Raw genomic sequence first — 19,594 nt, forward strand, 5'->3', positions numbered from 1 at the left:
AATCATTAGTGTTTATTGGCATAACAGAATCAATTTAATAATTATGATTCTGTTACCGAATTATCTGACATCTACAATCCTGAGCTTGTCAAAGGACTGTTTTTGGCGTGCTTTGATAAGGTTCAAAGTATCTTAATTGTGAAACAAATCTTTTCATGTTTTTTGGAAAGCAGTTGTTGTAAATCTTTTTAAAGTTCGTCCTGCTTTTCATTACAAGTCCTCGCTACGCTGCGGGCTTTTCATTTCAATCAGGTTTAAAGTCGGAGGGTTTTTGCTGCTATGGAGGGTTGAATAGTATGATAAAAATAGGTAATGCTATTCTGTGCTTCCGTGTTTCCGTGGCAATTTAGTTTCGGTCGGTGAGACACTCCGATAGATGAATCGGATGATTTAGAAAAAAGACGTTATTCTTGCGCTATGCAACCCCTAATGGTTTTGCTGGCTGTGCCACCTAAACCCGATCAAAGCAGGATCCCGATATAAAGTCGGGAGAAGCGGGAGCGGGGATGGATAAACCTAAAGGCTACTGTACCTGATTTCCATCAAATCACCGTACATGCTATGAATGATTTTCTCCAATGAGCAGATGTTCTTAGACTACAGATCTTTCGTAAAAATTTAACTCCGTGTTTTTCCGTGCTTCCGTGGCAAAAAAAAACTATAATCCCAAATATTCAGGCATTTCCTGTACGAAATTAAAGCTACCCTTTTCCGTATCCATCCTGGCATAAACATGCTGCAAACCATTGGTTAGCACGATCCATTTTGCCTGGTGTATGGAGTTGTACCGCGATGCCTGATCGAAAACCGATTGGGTAATTTTTACTTTTGGTGCTTTACATTCAATTAACATCAGCTTTTCGCCTGCAGTATTGTATACTAAAATATCGCTCCGCTTTTGTAATTGGTTTAAAACCAAACCACCTTCAATCTGGATTAACGTACGCGGAAATTTCTTTTCCAAAATCAGGTTCTGTATAAAATGCTGCCGGACCCATTCTTCGGGCGTAAGTACCAGATGTTTCTTCCTGAGCTCATCGAAAATAAAAACCACGTCATCTTTCTGGGTAATTTTAAAAGGATAGGGCGGAAGGTTAAGCGGGGTAGGCGTAAACATTTCTTTGGCAGTTTCGGTTGGTAGTTAACAATTCAGTTTTCTGTAAATAAAGCAATCTGTCAATTTTTACAGCGCCAAAGTTAATTAATTCTAAGATATGCAAGGAAAACACCCACCTACTATCTCATGCCTCAAATCTGGTATCTCAAATCTGGTAGCTCACATCTCAAATCTCATATCTTAAATTATAAACATTTACCCAAATCCTTAAACCTAAATCGTAATTTTACCAACAATGACTGCTGCCGAAATTATTAAAGATATCAAAGCCCGCAAATTCAAACCCGTGTACTTATTACATGGCGAAGAATCTTACTATATCGATCAAGTAACAGATTATATTGAGGATAAACTATTGAACGATGCCGAAAAAGGCTTCAATCAGACCGTTTTATATGGAAAAGATACCGATATGGCTACCGTTCTGGGGGCAGCGAAGCGCTACCCAATGATGTCTGATTATCAGGTGGTCATTGTTAAAGAAGCACAGGATTTAAAATGGGGTAAAGAAGATTCGAGTAGCAAAGAGGGCGAGTTTGTACTCAATTATTTCGAAAAACCTTTACCGAGTACCATTTTAGTTTTGGCTTTTAAGTATGCAAACTTCGATAAACGCAAAAAAATATATAAGGCCATTAATAAAAGCGGACTGATTTTTCAGTCAGATCCGGTCCGCGATTATAAACTGGTGCCCTGGATTGATGAATTTATTAAAGATAAAGGTTACAAAATCGATCAGCAGGCATCGGCTTTAATGGCCGAATATTTAGGAACCGATCTTTCTAAAATTGCCAATGAGATCGAAAAGTTAATGCTCAATGTTTCAAAAGAGGTAACCATTAATACCGATCTGGTTCAGAAAAACATAGGCATTAGTAAAGAATATAACGTTTTCGAATTGCAGAAAGCACTAGCCATCCGCGATGTATTAAAATGTAATAAAATTATCAATTATTTCGCCAGTAACCCTAAAGCCAATCCAACAGTAATGGTTTTGGCCAATTTAGGGGGGTATTTTACTAAACTGCTAAAATACCACTATATCCCCAATAAAGCCGATGCCGCTTCAGCTTTGGGGGTGCCTCCATTTTTTATCAAAGATTATGAGGTAGCGGCAAGAAATTACAACACTGGAAAAGTTTTCCAGGTAATTGGCCTCCTCCGCGAGTACGATTTAAAAAGCAAAGGTTTAGATAGTACCGGCAATGTTGATGACGGAGAACTTTTAAAAGAACTCGTTTTCAAAATAGTGCACTAATCTTTTTTTCGCAAAAGCCTGTTCTATATTCACTGTCAAACGTTTGCGTAAATTTTAGGCGTTTTATTGTAATTTAATATCATTATTTTAGAAATTGATACACATACAAGTGCTAACCATTTCTAAACACAAATGAAAACTAAAATTGCCATCGTTTTATTACTCCTGTGCTTTTCTGGCGCAGGCTTTGCACAATCATTAAAACCTTATAATCTTTCCTTTCCTAAACTCGCCAACAAATGGGATGAAGCCATGCCTTTGGGAAACGGTATGTTAGGTGTTTTAATCTGGGAAAAAAACAATAAACTTCGCCTTTCATTAGATCGTGCAGATCTGTGGGATGAACGAAAAGCGCTGGATATTTCGAAGCTTAACTTTAAATGGGTAGAAGAGCAGGTTCTCAAAAACAACTACGCTGCCGTTCAAAAAATAGGCGATGAACCCTATGACAGAAGTCCCTATCCAACCAAGTTGCCTGCTGCAGCAATGGAATTCGATCTTGCTAAACTAGGTAAAGTGGTATCGAATGAGCTGGATATCGAAACGGCTTTAAACACCGTTAAATTCGAAAATGGTACCGTTTTTAACTGTTATATCCATGCCGCCCAGCAACAAGGATATTTTAGTTTTGAAAATCTTAAATCAACGGCCATCTTACCGAACTTAATTGTGCATAATTACGCCAATAATGTAACAGAAAAAGGTGATAACAGCCATGCAGGCGAAGGCTTACAGAAACTGGGTTATACCAAAGGAACTGTTACCCATACTGCAAATAGTATCCGATATCATCAGCCTACTTACGAAGGTCATTATTATGAAGTGTTGGTACAATGGAAAAAAATGGCCAATGGCAATGTAATCGGCTCCTGGACCATCAGCAATGATAAATCGGCAACCTTAGCTGTTATCTCTTCAACCGCTAAAGAGCCTACCAGCTGGGGTACACATACCAAATGGTGGAAGGATTTCTGGAATAAATCGAGTATTTCCGTGCCAGATCAACTCATACAAAAACAGTATTATTTAGAACTATACAAATTGGGTTGCGTAGCCAGAAAAGGTGCGCCAGCCATCACTTTACAAGCTGTTTGGACGGCTGATAACGGGAGCTTACCACCCTGGAAAGGCGATTTTCATAACGACTTAAATACCCAGTTGAGTTATTGGCCAACTTATACCGCTAACCACCTGGCCGAAGGTGCCACCTTTACCGATTGGTTATGGAAAATCAGAGAACGTAATCTGACTTATACGAAGCAATATTTTGGCGTTGAAGGTTTAAATGTTCCAGGCGTAATTACACTAAATGGCGACCCAATGGGTGGATGGATCCAATATGCGCTTTCACCAACGGTAAGTGCATGGACCTCGCAGCATTTTTATTGGCAGTGGAAGTACAGCATGGACGATACTTTTCTTAAAACCAGGGCCTATCCGTACATCCATGAAGCGGCAACCTATCTCGAAAATATAACGCGCTTAAAAGATGGTAAAAGAAAATTACCACTGAGCTCTAGTCCGGAGTATAACGATAACAGTATTAAAGCCTGGTTCTTAAACTGGACGAATTTTGATTTAGGTTTAGCAAAATTTTTATTTAAAGCAGCTGCAGAAGTAAGCAAGGCAAACGGTAAAATAGACGAAAGTAAACATTGGGCAGAAATATTAAATCAATTGCCCGATTATGAAATAAATGAAACCGGTTTTACGATAGCACCCGGATCTAACTTAACGAGTTCGCACAGACACTTTTCGCAATATATGGCCATTTATCCGCTCGACTTATTAGATGTTAACCATCAAAAAGATAAAACCATTATTGAGAACTCCTTAAAACAGTTAGAAGAAATTGGTACAAGGGCATGGTGTGGTTACTCTTTTAGCTGGATGGCTTCTTTATATGCGAGAGCTTACCAGGCTGATAAAGCCGCGAAACAACTGGAAATTTTTGCTTCAAATTTCTGCTCACCAAATAGTTTCCACTTAAACGGCGATCAGAAAGGGGGGCAGTACTCTGGTTTTACCTATCGTCCGTTTACCTTAGAGGGCAATTTTGCTTTTGCACAGGGCGTTCAAGAGCTTTTATTACAGAGCAGAAATGGTTATATACAGGCATTTCCGGCTGTACCACAAAGCTGGAAGGATGTTACTTTTAATAACCTGCGTACCGAAGGTGCCTTTTTAGTAAGTGGTAATAAAGAAAACGGTGTGCCAACAAAAGTAAAAGTGTATGCAGAAAAAGCAGGTGTACTTCGGATTAAACTACCTTTTAAAACCTATGTGGTAAAAAATCTGCCTGTTGGAACGGTGAAAATGGGCGATGATGGAATTGCCGAAGTGAACCTGAAAAAACAACAGACCATTGTTTTTGAAAACGGTTACGAATAATACTTTAGTAAAAATGAATTAACTGCAAAGGATGCTGAGCTTTCACTCTGCGTCCTTTGCGGTTAAATTAACAAAACTATAAATATCAACCATTCCCATGCGTAAAATCAGATTTAAAAAAGCAGCAAGTTATACATCAATAGGTTTAAGCTGGTTTTTGATATTAATAAGCTGTTCGCTAAAAGCACAAAGTCCATCAGCCTTACAGCTTAGCCAGATTAAACGGGGATACGGCATGTTTATGCACTTTGGCTTAAATACCTTTAATGAAGTGGAATGGTCTGATGGCAAACTACCTGTTTCCTCTTACCGGCCTGATCAATTAGATTGCGATCAATGGGTGAAAACGGCAAAAGAAGCTGGGTTTAGGTATGTTATTTTGGTAACCAAACATCATGACGGTTTTGCTTTATGGGATAGTCAGTATACCGATTACGATGTTGCATCATCACCTGTAAAAACAGATGTTGTTGCTGCAGTAGCTAAAGCCTGTAAAAAATATGGAATCGAACTGGGTTTCTATTATTCGTTATGGGATCGGCATGAACCTGCGCATAACAATCCTGACCCGCAGGTTTATGTTAACTTTATGAAAAACCAGTTAACTGAACTATTAACCAATTATGGTAAGATATGTGAAATCTGGTTCGATGGAGGCTGGGCAAAAAAAGATGCCGACTGGCATATTCCTGAGCTTTACAGTCATATCCGCAAATTACAGCCCAATTGTTTAATTACCGTAAACCATACCATTGGTAAGCCTGAGAAAATTACGGCCATACAAAACCCGACCGACATGCAGAAAGGCGACCCTATCCGCTGGTGGCCAGTTGATTTTAGGACTAAGGATCCGAATCTGGCACGATGGGACGACCCCAAAATGTTTACGCGCGACGGTGCTTCGCATTATTTAATATTAGAGCATACCTTGTGTTTATCCGATCGGTGGAACTGGTTCCAGAAAAAGGAAATGTTACCTGCACGCGGAGTAGATGAATTGGAAGAGTTATTCTATTGGACAACGGCCAACAACAATATCATGATTTTAAATGTTCCGCCTGATCAGCACGGACAAATCAGGGCGCATGAACGTTTACGGATTTTAGCACTGGCAGATAGGATAGGCATTAGGAATGGTAAAAATCAATTGCCGGGTGGTTATACCAATCTGGCTTTCAATGTACCTATTGAAGCATCCAATTCGAGTGCAGATAAAAAGAATGCACCAGAGAAAGCCAACGATTACAGTTTAGAAACCTGGTGGACGGCTGGCGATACCACGGCAACCTTAACCATGGATTTAAAAGGTCCGAAAAAAATAAACAGGATTACCTTAATGGAGCAACCGGAAATGATTGATCTTAAAGATGGCTTTTCATCTATCCGTAAGTTCCACATTCAGCAGTATAGTATAGCTGTTTTTAATGGTGAATGGCAAACCATTTATACCGGCGAAAGGGTAGAAGCCTGTAAGATTATCAATTTGCCTGAATATGTAAATGCTTCAAAAATCAGGTTGAATATTATTTCTTCAAAAGGCATCCCTTCGATTAGCCATTTTTCTGTTGCAGACCGGAAATCGAAAGGATTGAGAGCGATAAGTAAATAATCTTAAAAAAAGCAGAGGGGGCGAAATCATCCCGGAATGCCCCCTCTATAGTCATTATTAACATCACAGTAAGAATGTAACTAAAAAGTGGATTCCATCCCTAGTGTCCCTTTATTAGCTTAGTTACCTGTGTATTGCATTAATATGATCATGACAAACGTAGCACATATTAGTATTTCTTGAAATAGATAATAGATGAATAGGCATAAACACTCTATGAATGGATCGATAGATTCCATGAATGCTTTAGCCTGTATCCCAATTAATTGTAATTATGATCTCTAAAAGCAAAATTTTTAAGCATTTGCATCTATCCTGCTGAATGATAATTGATGAAATTTAAGCAGTTTTTTAATCAAAGGGCACAGGTTTTTAAAACTGTAAGCACAAAGCTGATAGGTCTGTTGATTGAGCAAGTGCTGATGAACCCATAATTGATTTCGTTAAAATGTATCATGTTCAATCAGAAAATGAGTGGATTTTGAAGCTTTTAAAAGAAAACAGGTTTAGGTTTTTTGATTAGATTGTCTTAATTATAAAAGTTATAACATACATCATGAAATTAAAATCTTACCTAATCTTTGTATGCTTTTCAATTGCGATCTTATTGCTGCACAATGTGATATCATCTTTATTAAAAAAGTGATAAGGAGCAGTAAAAGTTTTTTTAAACTATGTATATTTGTGTAGTTGCGCTAAACTTTTTATTGTTTTTTGTAAACAATTATTTTTGAAAATACTACCAAAACAGAATAACTATTTAACCATAATAGCCTCATCACCACTAAAACAAGTTACTCACGGATGAAAACCATAATTTTTACCACTATTTTATTTGTTGTAGCCAGCACTTCAGGCTTTGCCCAAAAAATAAAAATAGCCTGCGTAGGCAATAGTATCACCTATGGCATGGGCATTGCCAACCGCGAAAAAAACAGTTACCCGGCACAGTTGCAAAATATGTTAGGCAGTGGATACGAGGTCATGAACTTCGGTCATAGCGGCGCTACCGTGTTAAAAAATACCGTCAATCCTTATTGGAAAACCAAAGCATACGCCGATGCCTTAAAGAGCGAACCCAATATCGTACTGATCAAATTAGGTACCAACGATAGTAAAGGACAAAATAGAAACAGATATGATGAATTTGAAAATACGTACAAGGAACTGATTAACAGCTTTAGGCAATTATCAACTAAACCCCGCATTATCTTAGTTGCCCCTGTCGCTGCATTTTCTACCGATACCACTTACATTTCAGATCCTGTTCTGGTGAACCGGATTATCCCAATGATACAGCATGTAGCGTATCGTGAAAAACTGGAAATCATTAACCTCCATCCGCTGTTTGTTGATAAGGAAGGTATGTTTCCGGATAAAATCCATCCTGCATCAATTGGTGCTTCTATTATTGCAACCAGGTTATATGAAGCCATCACTCAAAACAGAACTGAAAATTCCGACATTTTTTCTAAAATAAAGGAAGGCAAAAATATCACTGAATTTAATGGCTTTGAATGTGCCAGCTTTAAATTTAACGGGCGTGATTGTAAGGTGGTTAAACCAAAGGTGGTGGCGAAAGGCCATCCTTGGGTATGGCGTGCCCGTTTCTGGGGGCATGAACCACAAACAGATGTTTCTTTACTGGAACGTGGTTTTCATATTGTTTACTGCGATGTCGCAGAGCTTTTTGGCAATGCCGAAGCCGTTGGCTTGTGGAATAAGTTTTATAACCTGATGCAAACATGCGGACTTTCGAAAAAAGTAGCTTTAGAAGGTATGAGTCGTGGTGGTGTTTACGTGTATAATTGGGCCCTGGCCAATCCCGAAAAAGTAGCTTGTATTTATGCAGATGCGCCTGTACTCGATTTAAAAAGCTGGCCGGGCAAGAAAAGAAATGCAGGAGCAAAAGAGCCCTGGGAAGATTTTAAAAAAGATTATAACCTTACAGAAACACAGGCCGATAATTTTAAAAACAGCCCCTTAGATCACGCCGCAAAAATTGCCAAACTGGGTTTCCCGATGCTGCATGTGGTAGGAGATGTGGATGATGTGGTACCTATTGCCGAAAATACCACACCTTTCGAAAAAATAGTACGTGAAAACGGAGGCAATATCACCGTAATCCATAAAGCAAATGTTAACCATCATCCGCATAGTTTGCCAAATCCTACGCCCATTACCGATTTTATTTTAAGGGCAACCGGACAGAAGGTAAATTTCGCAGCGATTGCGGTTCCAGGCTCAGAATACAGATCGGGTGCAGGCTGGACACTAGGTAAAGACTGGTGGGCACAGCATGAAAATATAGATAGTTTGTTGCTGGCCGAGAAAAACCTCGATATTCTTTTTTTAGGCAATTCGATTACCCAGGGCACCGGTGGACATAGAACTTCGGTAACCTATAAACCCGGCTTTAAAGCTTTTGATAGTGTTTTTGTAAACTTAAAATGGGAAAGCGCAGGTATTTCTGGCGATAGAAGCCAAAATATATTATGGCGTTTGCAAAATGGCAATTATGCAAAAGCTAAACCAAAGGTAATGGTGGTGATGATTGGTGTGAACAACATTAGTGCAGGCGATAGTCCTGAAGAAATTGTAGCAGCCATTAGCAAAGTAACCGATTGGACCAGCAAAAATATGCCTTCAACCAAGGTGCTTTTATTGGGGCCTTTGCCTGTTGGGATAAAAAGAGATGATGAAAGGAGATTGAAGTATGAAAAGGTTCATTTATTACTGGCTAAACTGCCGCGCAAAAATTATACTTACCAATCAATTGCCTCTCCGTTTTTATTGCCAAATGGCGATTTAGATCCCACCAAATATGGAAGCGATGGCATTCATTTACAGGCAGACGGCTACAAGGCCTGGGCAATGGCTTTAAAACCAATGATTACAAAGTTATTAGCTGAGAAATGAGTGTTTATGATAAATAGGATACAATAGATGCCTTTAAGATACTTTCATCAGGCGAAATGAAAGGGTATTAAAATTAGATTGTAAATTTACGGGTAGGTATCATCAAGGTAGAATTGTCATCCTGCCTAAGGGAGACCTGAAAATGTAATAACAAACCTTTTAAATACGATCTATATCAAACCACAAATGAAAAAAATAATATTAATCAGTGCACTATTACTCTGTAAATTAAGCTATGCCCAGCAAAAGCCCAATATTGTAATCATTATTTCTGATGATCATGCTTTTCAGGCCATAAGCAGTTACGGCAGTAAATTAACTAAAACACCCAATATTGATCGTATTGCCCAATCGGGCGTAACCTTTAACAAAGCTTATGTAACCAATTCTATTTGCGGGCCAAGCCGGGCAGTTATATTAACTGGATTATACAGTCATAAAAATGGCTTTAAAGATAACGAGACCTCTCATTTTGATCATGGTCAGGATAATTTCGCCAAACATCTTCAGGCTGGCGGATATCAAACCGCGTGGATAGGCAAGTTGCACCTGGGTGATAAACCTCAGGGATTTGATTATTACAGCATCCTGCCAGATCAGGGACAATACTACAACCCCGATTTTATCGATATGAACGGTAAAGCGGTACACAAAGAAGGTTATGTAACCAATTTAATTGAAGATGCATCTGAACAATGGTTAGATAACAGAGACCAGTCAAAGCCGTTTTGCCTGGTTATAGGACACAAAGCCACACACCGTACCTGGCTTCCTGATACGACTGATATGGGGAAATTTGATCAGGTAAAATTCCCTATGCCTAAAAACTTTTACGACAATTATGTAAACCGGGAAGCTGCAAAAGTACAGGATATGACGATTGATAAAACCATGTTAATGGGCTACGATCTGAAAATGCTTTCTTACAGTAAAAATGGAGAGGGTAGCGTTAACCGAATGAATGTAGCACAACGAGCGAGGTTTGATGCTTACTATAAACCCATTGAAGCAGATTTAAAAAGCCGGAATTTATCCGGTAAGGCTTTGGTAGAATGGAAGTATGAGCGTTATATGCGCGATTATTTAAGCACAGCTGCATCGCTCGACCGAAACATTGGCCGTACACTAGATTACCTTGAGAAACACAATCTGACGAAAAATACCATTGTTATCTACCTTTCAGATCAGGGTTTTTATTTAGGTGAGCATGGTTGGTTTGATAAACGTTTTATGTATGAAGAATCTTTCAGAACACCCATGGTAATGAGTTACCCAGGCGTAATTAAACCAGGTAGCAAAAGTGAAACATTCGTCATGAATCTGGATATTGCACCAACATTGCTCGATGCCGCAAAACTTAACATACCACAGGCCATGCAGGGAAAATCGATGCTGCCTTTGTTTCAATCAAAAAAAGTGGCCTTTAGGGATGCCATGTTTTATCATTATTATGAAAATGGAGAACATTCGGTATCACCGCATTTTGGTGTGAGAACCGAACGATATAAGTTAATCCGCTTTTATAAACGTGTTAATGCCTGGGAGTTATACGATCTGAAAAATGACCCTTCAGAAGAAAATAATTTATATGGCAAAAAAGGATACGAAGGTATTGTTACCCAGCTAAAAGGCAAATTAAACAAGCTTATCGATCAATATGAAGACCAGGATGCCAAAAGCATTATGGCAAAACTTTAAATATTACTCAAGATGAAAAAAACAATATTTTCCATTATTCTCAGCTTTTTAGCGTTATCACTTCATGCCAATATCCGCCTGCCGGGTATCTTAAGCAGCAATATGGTAATGCAACAAAAATCGACGACCAAACTATGGGGCTGGGCTTCGCCTGCAGAGAAAATAAAAATTACCACATCCTGGGATAATCAGGTTACCGAAGTTAGTGCTGATGGAAATGCGGCCTGGCAGGTTGAGCTGAAAACCCCACAGGCTGGCGGTCCGTACAATATCACTTTTCAGGCTGGAAACAAAATTGTACTCGAAAATGTATGGATAGGAGAGGTATGGGTATGTAGCGGGCAATCGAACATGGAATGGAATTACAGTACCGGAATTAAAAGCGTTAAAGAAGAGTTCGAACACCTGAGCAAACTGAATATCAAACTATTCAATGTGCCAAAAACCACTTCAAAAACACCTCAGGATGATATCAATAGCACGTGGACCGTTTGCGACAGCAATAGCTTAAAAACTTTTAGTGCAGTAGGCTATTACTTTGGTAAACACCTCAACCAGGACCTGAATATCCCTATAGGTCTGATTAACAGCAATTGGGGTGGTACTCCTGCCGAAACCTGGACTCCTGAGCAACTGGTAGAAAATAATGCGGTATTGAAAGACGCAGCAACGAAAAATGCACCTACTGCCTGGTGGCCGGTAGCACCTGGTTATACTTACAATGCCATGATTGCTCCTATGGTTAATTACAGCATTGCAGGAACCATTTGGTACCAGGGCGAAAGTAACAGAGATACGCCTGCAAGTTATACCGAATTAATTAACACGATGTTAGGTGCCTGGCGCAAGTCCTGGAACAATGATTTCCCTTTTTATTACGTGCAGATCGCCCCTTTTAAATACGATAAATACAATGTTGGGGCATTGGTGCGGGAGGCGCAAACCAGGAACCTCTCGACATCAAAAACGGGTATGGTTGTTATTTCTGATCTGGTTAGCGATACTTTAAATATTCACCCTAACAATAAAAAAGATGTAGGCTTACGTTTGGCAAATTTAGCATTGGCCGAAACCTATGGACAGAAAAAAGCAGGTTATAAAAATCCACTTTTTAAATCCTTTACAGTAGAAAAAAGCGATATCGTAATCGAATTCGATAATGCAGAAAGTGGATTGACAATTAAAGGAGATACGCCAAAGGAAATTTTTATCGCTGGTGCAGATAAGCTGTTTTATCCGGCAAAGGTTAAAGTAAAAGGTAATAAGCTTTTTGTTTCAAACGGACAGGTAAAAACCCCTGCCGCGGTGCGCTATCAATTTAGCAATGCAGGTATAGGCAATCTCTTTAGTAAAGCTGGTTTACCTGTAGCCCCTTTCAGAACCGATAATTGGGACGTTGATACCAGCAAAATCAAAAAGTAATACAAGCAACAAGAATTAATCTGTTTTATTGAATAAATAAAAAGCAGTTGGTATTTCTACACCAACTGCTTTTTGTATTTACTGGTTCTTTTGTCCCAGAATTTTATTGATTATTTTTTGATAAGCATCTGCATATTGCATCATGCCTAAATCGTTAGGATGGGTGCCGTCAATTGTACTCTCATCGGTAAAACCAATCTGTTGGGCAGTAAGGATGAAAATATTTTTGTTACCCTCTTTTTTTAATTTTTGATAAGTATTGGACAGAATCTTTGATGTCCAGATATACCTGCCGGTTAATTCCGAGTCTAAATTGAGGTGAGCCAAACCACCGCTGTGTTCGACCAGCAAAATCGGAACTTTAGGGTGTTTTTGTTTAAGATCATTTACCGCATTAACAATCCTGGTTTCAATCTCGGTTTCACTATAGGTTTTTTTGTCGTGTAAATTAGGCTGACAGTCTAAAACGAAAAGCTGCGCATCAATCTCATTAATTAAATCAATCAATGGTTTTTCCAGGCGGCCATTGCCCGAAAAGCCTAAGTTAATTACAGGTTTATTTAATTTCCTGCCCAATATATTCGACCAGGCTAAACCTGGCCTGCTGGCCGATGCACCTTGCATAATAGAGGTACCATAAAAAACCAGTGGCAATTTTTCGTCAGCCATTTCTACCTTAAAGTCGAACTTCTTTTCTACCCCTATTTTAAGCCATTTCGGTGTATTGTATAGTGGAAGATACAGGCGATATTTTTTAATATTTACCGTACTGTCGAAGTTTTGATATTTAAAACTGATGGTATCACCAAAACTGTATGCCCCTTTAACCCAATGCCAGTTATTTTTGGTGTCCTGTGCATAGAGGTCTACGCCGCTAACCCCAATGGTCACCATGTTTTCCATGCTTTTTCCTCCGGTTACCTGATAGTTAACCCGGATTTGGCTGGCATTGGTTACAAAATCAAGGTATTCGCCTGCGGTATTCTTGGCCAGGTTCCACACCGCATCTCGTACATTTTTTTCGGCTTTTGCAGGTATTCTGGTAAAATAATTTGCACTATCGGTATTTTGCCAGGCCTTACCTTTTAAGGTGGTGTAATCATTAGATCGTGGGTTAAACCACTTAAAATCGGTGTTTTTTTGTGCGTAAGATGCGCTAAAAAAGCACAACGTACATACCAAAAATTGAATCTTTAAACTTATGCTCTTAGTCATTTAACAGGTTTTTTACTTTTTGCAGCATTTCATCTGCAGAGGTGTTTGCCAATAATTTAATGTCGAAGGTGGCCAATGCACTATTCAGCGCATGAAGTTGTTTGGTGTTTTTATTGGCAGTATACTGCGCTTTCAATAACAAAATCTTTTCAAAATCCTGGGCGCCTTCAATAAGCTTTTCAAACCTAACCGAACTCAATGGACCTGGGTAAATTTGGTAGGTATCGCCAGCTGGCCAGGCCGTAAAACGACTATCCACCAGCGGATTTTTTGTCCAGCTGTTATAAGCCCATCTTACATATCCATCCATGGCTTTATTAGCCGAATACCAGCCCATCCAAACCTGTTCTGCTGGTGAAGAGAAGGTAAAAGCATTTGGATAGGGTTCGGTGCAGCAAGTATACCAGGTGCTAATTTTGCCTTGTTGCTTACGCTTTTGCAGTACCTCGGCAGGGAAGTCCCATTTCGATGCGATGCAATAGTTATCGATATCACCTTCTATCTCGCCATGGTAATCGCCGGCAAGTGCTATTTTCCAATCTTTATCTGTTTCTTTTAATAATTTGATCACCGCTTTCATGGCTTCCATAGGCCTTTCATCCATCGCAATATAAGTTTTGGCAAACCATCCTTTTTGTTTTAAATGCGCAGTGAAATCAACCAACATGGTTTTCCAGAAACGATTATAAGGTTCCGATCCAATGGCATCCTTAAGTACAGCTTCTTTCCCAAGATTTTCATCATAATAGGTGAAGGCAATTTTCCAAGGCACCATACTATAGCAGTTTATACGGTCTGTAATACCACATTCCAGTACAAATGCGATGTATTTATCAAATAAACTATAATCGTATTTCCAGCTGCCATCCTTCTTTTTGGTCCATTTAATCAAACTCGGATAATCATCAAAAGTTTGATGGCCCCAGGGTTCGTTTACGATACTGGCTGTGATTGTTTTTTGCCCTGCATTGGCCAGCATTTGATAATATTCTTTCATTAAGGAGAAATGTTCGGCACTCCAGGTTTGAACATTGTGTACACGCGCGACGGCCCGTGGGTGTTGCCAAAGATCTAAATCGTACTTCCATTTGCTGGCAGGAGGGAGCGTTCTGTCTAATACCTGAACCGCAATTTGTAACACCTGTTCTTTATCGCCAATTACTTTAATCTGACCAGTATAACTGCCTGCTTTAGCGTTTGCCGGTACTTTTATACTTAACCAAACCGGTTGGGTATTGTTTTTTGACAGGCTAAGCGCTGCGGTTTTAGTATCTATAATGTCGGCTACGTAAGAAGAATCGAAATCTTTTGCTTTCCGGTAACCACAACCACCTTTAAATTCGTCGGTAATTACATATTTTAAAAATCCGCTGCTGATGTTTTCTTTTTTTAATACATTTCCTTGTGCATCTTTCAGGTCAGAAACCTGTAGTTTGATCGATTTTGTTTGTGCTCCGCTCCACAACAACACTTGGGTGTTTATTTTTTCACCTTTCCATGCTTTTGTCGACCATGTTTTCTGCATCGCTATTTCAGGCGGCGCTTCTTTTGCAAAACGTATATTTGAAGAGGCAAAACTAACCTGTAATCCAGGGTTAACTTTGCTCCAATCGATATTAGCATTAGGCCTGTTTTGAGCCTCAGTGGTTAGATAAAAACCTAAGAAACAGAATAAGAATAGATATTTCATCCTCCAAAATAGTAATTTGCTGATTAAAAAAATGCCATTTTCAGGCTAGCCCGTATACGCAAACGTTTGCTGTTGTGTAACGAAATAGATAGGTTTAGCTTAGGTTTAAATCTTTAACCGGAAAGGAGGATTTTAAACGATTTTTAAAAAATAGGAAATGGGGGATCATGGGCGATCTGGATCACAATTTCCATATATGAAGAACCCGCTAAAGTTCATCCTGTATGAACTCGGTTGGTGATTTGCCAAAATATTTTTTAAATTCTATACTAAAATATTTCCTGTCCGTATAGCCAACAGCATACGCCACATCTGATATGTTACCAATTTTTTGTTTTAGTAATTGAGCTGCCCTTTTTAACCGGATAGACTTGATGAATTCATTTACAGATAAGTCGGTCAGGGCCCTGATTTTTTTGTAAAGGGTTGGTTGGCTCATACCAATTTCTGAGGACAGCATGGGTACATCAAAATCAGGGTCTGTCATTTTTGTTTCAATGATTTGAATAATTTTATGCAGGAAATTTTGCTCGGTGGTATTAACAAGCAGATTTTTAGGCTCGAGTTGAATGATGCCTGCAAATTTTTGTTTAACCTTTTCGCGGGCATTTAAAAGATTCTGGATATGGAGTTGCAAAATCTTTAAGTTAAAAGGTTTCATGATATAGCTGTCTGCCCCATTTTCGAGGCCATTTACCTGATGGACATAGGCCGACCTTGCTGTTAATAAAACAATTGGAATGTGACTGGTCCTTTCATCTGTTTTTAACCGGCGGCAAAGTTCCAAACCATCCAATACAGGCATCATTACATCGCTAATAATAATATCAGGGATGATTTCAAAAGCCTTTTCCAATCCTTTTAAGCCATTTTCGCTTTCATGTATATGATATTTTGTTTGCAGCGATTTCTTAAGAAATGAACGTACATCATCATTATCCTCTACCAGCAAAACATGATAACTTTGTTCTTCGGCTAATACCAGATTTTCACCTGCGCTTTCGTTTTCTACAGCATTTGTTAAGAAGTTGCCATACCTGGCTTCATCATGGTCGTAAACAGCATCTGTGATAAAATCACTTTCCTTAAAATGGCTTTTGCCGGTTTTCAGGCTTACTTTAAAACAGGTGAGCCCGGATGCATCTGCATTTTGCGGAATATTTTCAAAAGTGATATTTCCATGGTGGAGGTCTAAAATGCTTTTCGAAAAAGACAAACCTAAACCCGTACCAATTGTACTGGCTGATTTTGCCTGATAAAAGCGCTCAAATAAATTTTCCTGTTCAGCCAGTGGAATACCCGGTCCATTATCACAAATTTTAATCGTGACTAAATGATCGCTTTCCTCAATTTTAAAATTAATCTTACCTTCTTTAGGTGTAAATTTAAAAGCGTTAGAAAGTAAATTGAAAAACACTTTCTCCAGTTGAACCTTATCGAAGTATAGTTGTATTTCTTCTTTATCGGCTTCAAAATTATATTCAATTTGCTTGGAAATGGCCATGTTCTGAAAGGCCATGAAAATTTCGCGGCAGAATTTAACAATGTTTCCTGAACCGACATGTAATGGCATTTTCCCGCTTTCAGCTTTCCTGAAATCCAGTAATTCGGTAACCAGGTTCATCAAACGGTCGGCATTATTTTTAATGGGTTGAAGTGATCTATAAAGTTCAGGGTTATCTTTTTCGGTTTCAATCAAGTCTTCTAATGGTCCAACAATTAGCGTAAGTGGTGTGCGTATCTCGTGAGAAATATTGGTGAAAAATTCGAGTTTATGTTCGTTAATTTCTTTTTCCTTTTCAAATATGGCCCTAATTAATAAATAGCGGATAATGATAACTAAAATGGCTGCTGCCACACAGAAATAAAATAGATAAGCCCACCAGGTTCCGTAAAAAGGTGGGTTCACTACAATTTCAATCCGACCGATGTTTGCACTATATACCCCATCATTGTTTATGCCTTTAACCAAAAAGGTATAAGAACCAGAAGGCAGGTTTGTATAGGTAGCTGCAGGCACACTAACCGTATTCCAGTTTTTATCGTAGCCATCCAGTTTATAGGCAAAATGATTCTTTCCTGATTTAATAAAATTTAATAAGGCAAATTCGATGGTTAATGTATTCTGATCATAAGCTAATACCAGTTTATTTGTAAAATTTATGTCGGCTTTTAGCAAACCGCTTTCATCATCCGCACTTATCGATTTGTTGAACAGTTTTAAATCTGTAAAAACAACTGGTGAGGCCACATTATTGCTCTGGATATTGTTCGGATAAAAACTGGTTAAACCGTTATAACCACCAAAGTAAAGCGCTCCATTTACGCTTTTTAGCCTTGCATTTTTATTGAAAACATTGTTGAGCAGGCCATCACTCGTATTATAATTTTTAAAGTGCCTGGTTCCGGGGTTATATACAGAAAGGCCGTTACTCGTACTAATCCATAAATTATGGCTATCATCTTCCAAAATTGCCTGGATATTGTTGCTCGGCAGACCGTTTTCTTCCGTAAAAATTTCTAGGGTATTATTTTGGGACCGGTAACAATATAGGCCACCATAATAACTACCAATCCAAATTTGCTTTTTCGAATCTTGTGCAATGGTGTTGATGTATTTTATTTTGGGCCTGATGTTTTTGATGCGCTGCAAAACCGGGGCAAACCTGTCTTGTCCTTTGGGTTTGATATAGAGCTCTGAGGTGGTGCCCATCCAGAGATTGTCTTCTGCATCATTTAACAAACATTTTATGGATGGCTTTTCAATGATGCCTGAAGCTGTTTTTACATTATAACGTGTGAATATATTTTTTAATTCATTGCTTTTGTACAGCCCGTTCTGTGTGCCTACCCAAATGATTCCCTTTTTATCTTCTGCCAGCGCAGGTATTTCTCTGCTGGTTGCAATCTGGTCTTCAGCACTGTATAAAAACCGTTTAAAAACGTTGCTGCCCCTGGCTAGATAATTTAAACCGCCACCATGGGTTCCAATCCACAGATTTTCATCTTTATCTTTTAATAATACCTTAATAAGATTTGAGCCAAGGCTACTGCTGTTGTTCTGAATGTTTTTGTATAAAGTGTTTTTGTTAGATGATTTTTCATAAAAGTTCAATCCGCCGCCTTCAGTTCCTATCCATAAATTTTTGCCTCCATTTTCTTCTAAAACAGAGCTCACCACATTGTCGCTGAAAGCTGGATTTATATGTCCGTTTTGAAAATTGTTGAAGACGGTAGTAGTGGGGTAGGTTACATTTACCCCGCCAAAATAAGTGCCCACCCAAATAGCGTTAGCTTTATCCATAAATAAACTATAGACGGAATTTTGACTTAAGCTTTTTCGGTTCTCTGTATCGTGCTTAATAGATGAGATTTTGCCAGTTGAGGGATTCATAATCATTAATCCTTCTAAAGAGCCTATCCATAAGTTTCCTTTATTGTCAAATATCATTTTTCTGATATTATCATTTACAGCGCCATTTTTTCCGTTATTATAATTTACAAATGCATTCGTTTTTTTATTGAAAGTACTAAATCCACCGCTTTGCGTTCCAACCCACATGCGGTGCTGTTTGTCGGTAACAATTGTGGTGATATAATTGTCGGCCAGGCTGCCCGGTTTGCCATCTGCCTGATAGGTTTTAAATGCATAATGGCCGTTTATCTTATCAATAACAGTTAGCCCTTTAGTTGTGCCCACCCAGATTTTGCCCGAATCATCTTCGGATATCGCTTTTATTTCGTTTGAGGCCAAACCATTTAATCCTGATTTGAGAAAAAGCTCCGATTTGTAGGGCGGGTTTTTAATCATCTTAGTCAGACCATTTATTGAGCCTATCCATAAGTTAGACTTACTATCCTCATAGATGCAGGTAATAACATGGCTGCCAGGCCAGTTTTTTGAGCTATTGATAACGATTTTTTCAAACGCATCTTTTTCAGGATTATACTTGTTTAATCCATTAGACGTAGCCACCCACAGGTTTTGTTCCCGGTCGTTAAACAAATAATTTATTTCATTTGCGCTTATGGCATTTTTTAAACCGGTGTTGCGGTATATTTTAAAGCGATAGCCATCATATCTGTTTAAGCCATATTGTGTGCCAAACCACATAAAGCCCTCTTTATCCTGGATAATAGTTAAAACGGAGTTTTGAGAAAGTCCTTTTTCAACATTAAAATGGTCGAAATAAATTTGCTGCTGCGCACTGATTCGCAAGGGAGATAGGAGTACAGCAATGAACGTCATTACTACTGCACTTATAAAGCTGTAAG

At 38.7% G+C, this 19,594-nt stretch carries 10 protein-coding genes; 6 read left to right on the forward strand and 4 right to left on the reverse strand.

The features are described from left to right. Positions 1-658 precede the first annotated feature (658 nt). Positions 659-1,117, reverse strand: coding sequence for a type I restriction enzyme HsdR N-terminal domain-containing protein (locus tag AC07YT_RS23120; protein WP_086547303.1), 459 nt, complete (start codon positions 1,115-1,117; stop codon positions 659-661). 235 nt (positions 1,118-1,352) lie between these two features. On the opposite strand from AC07YT_RS23120, the gene holA reads away from it, so the two are divergent. The 6 genes from holA (at position 1,353) to AC07YT_RS23150 (ending at position 12,414) form a co-directional block, all read left to right on the forward strand. Further along, positions 1,353-2,375, forward strand: a complete 1,023-nt coding sequence (gene holA, locus AC07YT_RS23125; protein ID WP_086547302.1) for a DNA polymerase III subunit delta — start codon at positions 1,353-1,355, stop codon at positions 2,373-2,375. A gap of 132 nt (positions 2,376-2,507) precedes the next feature. Further along, positions 2,508-4,766 carry a glycosyl hydrolase family 95 catalytic domain-containing protein gene (locus tag AC07YT_RS23130; RefSeq protein WP_086547301.1) on the forward strand — a complete coding sequence of 753 codons (2,259 nt, stop codon included), beginning with the start codon at positions 2,508-2,510 and terminating at the stop codon, positions 4,764-4,766. 97 nt (positions 4,767-4,863) lie between these two features. Next, on the forward strand, positions 4,864-6,375 hold the full coding sequence (locus AC07YT_RS23135) for an alpha-L-fucosidase (protein WP_086547300.1): 1,512 nt from the start codon (positions 4,864-4,866) through the stop codon (positions 6,373-6,375). Between the two features lie 804 nt (positions 6,376-7,179). Next, positions 7,180-9,294 carry a GDSL-type esterase/lipase family protein gene (locus tag AC07YT_RS23140; RefSeq protein ID WP_086547299.1) on the forward strand — a complete coding sequence of 705 codons (2,115 nt, stop codon included), beginning with the start codon at positions 7,180-7,182 and terminating at the stop codon, positions 9,292-9,294. Between the two features lie 186 nt (positions 9,295-9,480). Then, positions 9,481-10,992: a sulfatase family protein gene (locus tag AC07YT_RS23145; RefSeq protein WP_086547298.1), complete on the forward strand. Its 1,512-nt coding sequence runs from the start codon at positions 9,481-9,483 to the stop codon at positions 10,990-10,992. 12 nt (positions 10,993-11,004) lie between these two features. After that, positions 11,005-12,414, forward strand: coding sequence for a sialate O-acetylesterase (locus AC07YT_RS23150; RefSeq protein WP_086547297.1), 1,410 nt, complete (start codon positions 11,005-11,007; stop codon positions 12,412-12,414). A 78-nt stretch (positions 12,415-12,492) separates the two neighbouring features. Here AC07YT_RS23150 and AC07YT_RS23155 read toward each other — a convergent pair whose 3' ends face one another. From AC07YT_RS23155 to AC07YT_RS23165, 3 genes are all read right to left on the reverse strand, one after another. Further along, on the reverse strand, positions 12,493-13,629 hold the full coding sequence (locus tag AC07YT_RS23155; RefSeq protein WP_086547296.1) for an SGNH/GDSL hydrolase family protein: 1,137 nt from the start codon (positions 13,627-13,629) through the stop codon (positions 12,493-12,495). After that, positions 13,622-15,319 (reverse strand): DUF4091 domain-containing protein, encoded by a 1,698-nt coding sequence (locus AC07YT_RS23160; RefSeq protein WP_086547295.1) that lies wholly within the window; start codon positions 15,317-15,319, stop codon positions 13,622-13,624. Before AC07YT_RS23160 ends, AC07YT_RS23155 begins: the two co-directional genes overlap by 8 nt. A gap of 208 nt (positions 15,320-15,527) precedes the next feature. Next, positions 15,528-19,568: a hybrid sensor histidine kinase/response regulator transcription factor gene (locus AC07YT_RS23165; protein WP_086547294.1), complete on the reverse strand. Its 4,041-nt coding sequence runs from the start codon at positions 19,566-19,568 to the stop codon at positions 15,528-15,530. Between the last annotated feature and the right edge of the window lie 26 nt (positions 19,569-19,594).

Source organism: Pedobacter sp. GW460-11-11-14-TSB4, from assembly GCF_059423705.1.

Coding starts and splice junctions, on each gene's coding strand:
- AC07YT_RS23160 (WP_086547295.1), bottom strand. CDS start 15,319: ATGAAATATCTATTCTTATTCTGTTTCTTAGGTTTTTATCTAACCACT.
- AC07YT_RS23135 (WP_086547300.1), top strand. CDS start 4,864: ATGCGTAAAATCAGATTTAAAAAAGCAGCAAGTTATACATCAATAGGT.
- AC07YT_RS23165 (WP_086547294.1), bottom strand. CDS start 19,568: ATGACGTTCATTGCTGTACTCCTATCTCCCTTGCGAATCAGTGCGCAG.
- AC07YT_RS23150 (WP_086547297.1), top strand. CDS start 11,005: ATGAAAAAAACAATATTTTCCATTATTCTCAGCTTTTTAGCGTTATCA.
- AC07YT_RS23145 (WP_086547298.1), top strand. CDS start 9,481: ATGAAAAAAATAATATTAATCAGTGCACTATTACTCTGTAAATTAAGC.
- AC07YT_RS23120 (WP_086547303.1), bottom strand. CDS start 1,117: ATGTTTACGCCTACCCCGCTTAACCTTCCGCCCTATCCTTTTAAAATT.
- AC07YT_RS23155 (WP_086547296.1), bottom strand. CDS start 13,629: ATGACTAAGAGCATAAGTTTAAAGATTCAATTTTTGGTATGTACGTTG.
- holA (WP_086547302.1), top strand. CDS start 1,353: ATGACTGCTGCCGAAATTATTAAAGATATCAAAGCCCGCAAATTCAAA.
- AC07YT_RS23140 (WP_086547299.1), top strand. CDS start 7,180: ATGAAAACCATAATTTTTACCACTATTTTATTTGTTGTAGCCAGCACT.
- AC07YT_RS23130 (WP_086547301.1), top strand. CDS start 2,508: ATGAAAACTAAAATTGCCATCGTTTTATTACTCCTGTGCTTTTCTGGC.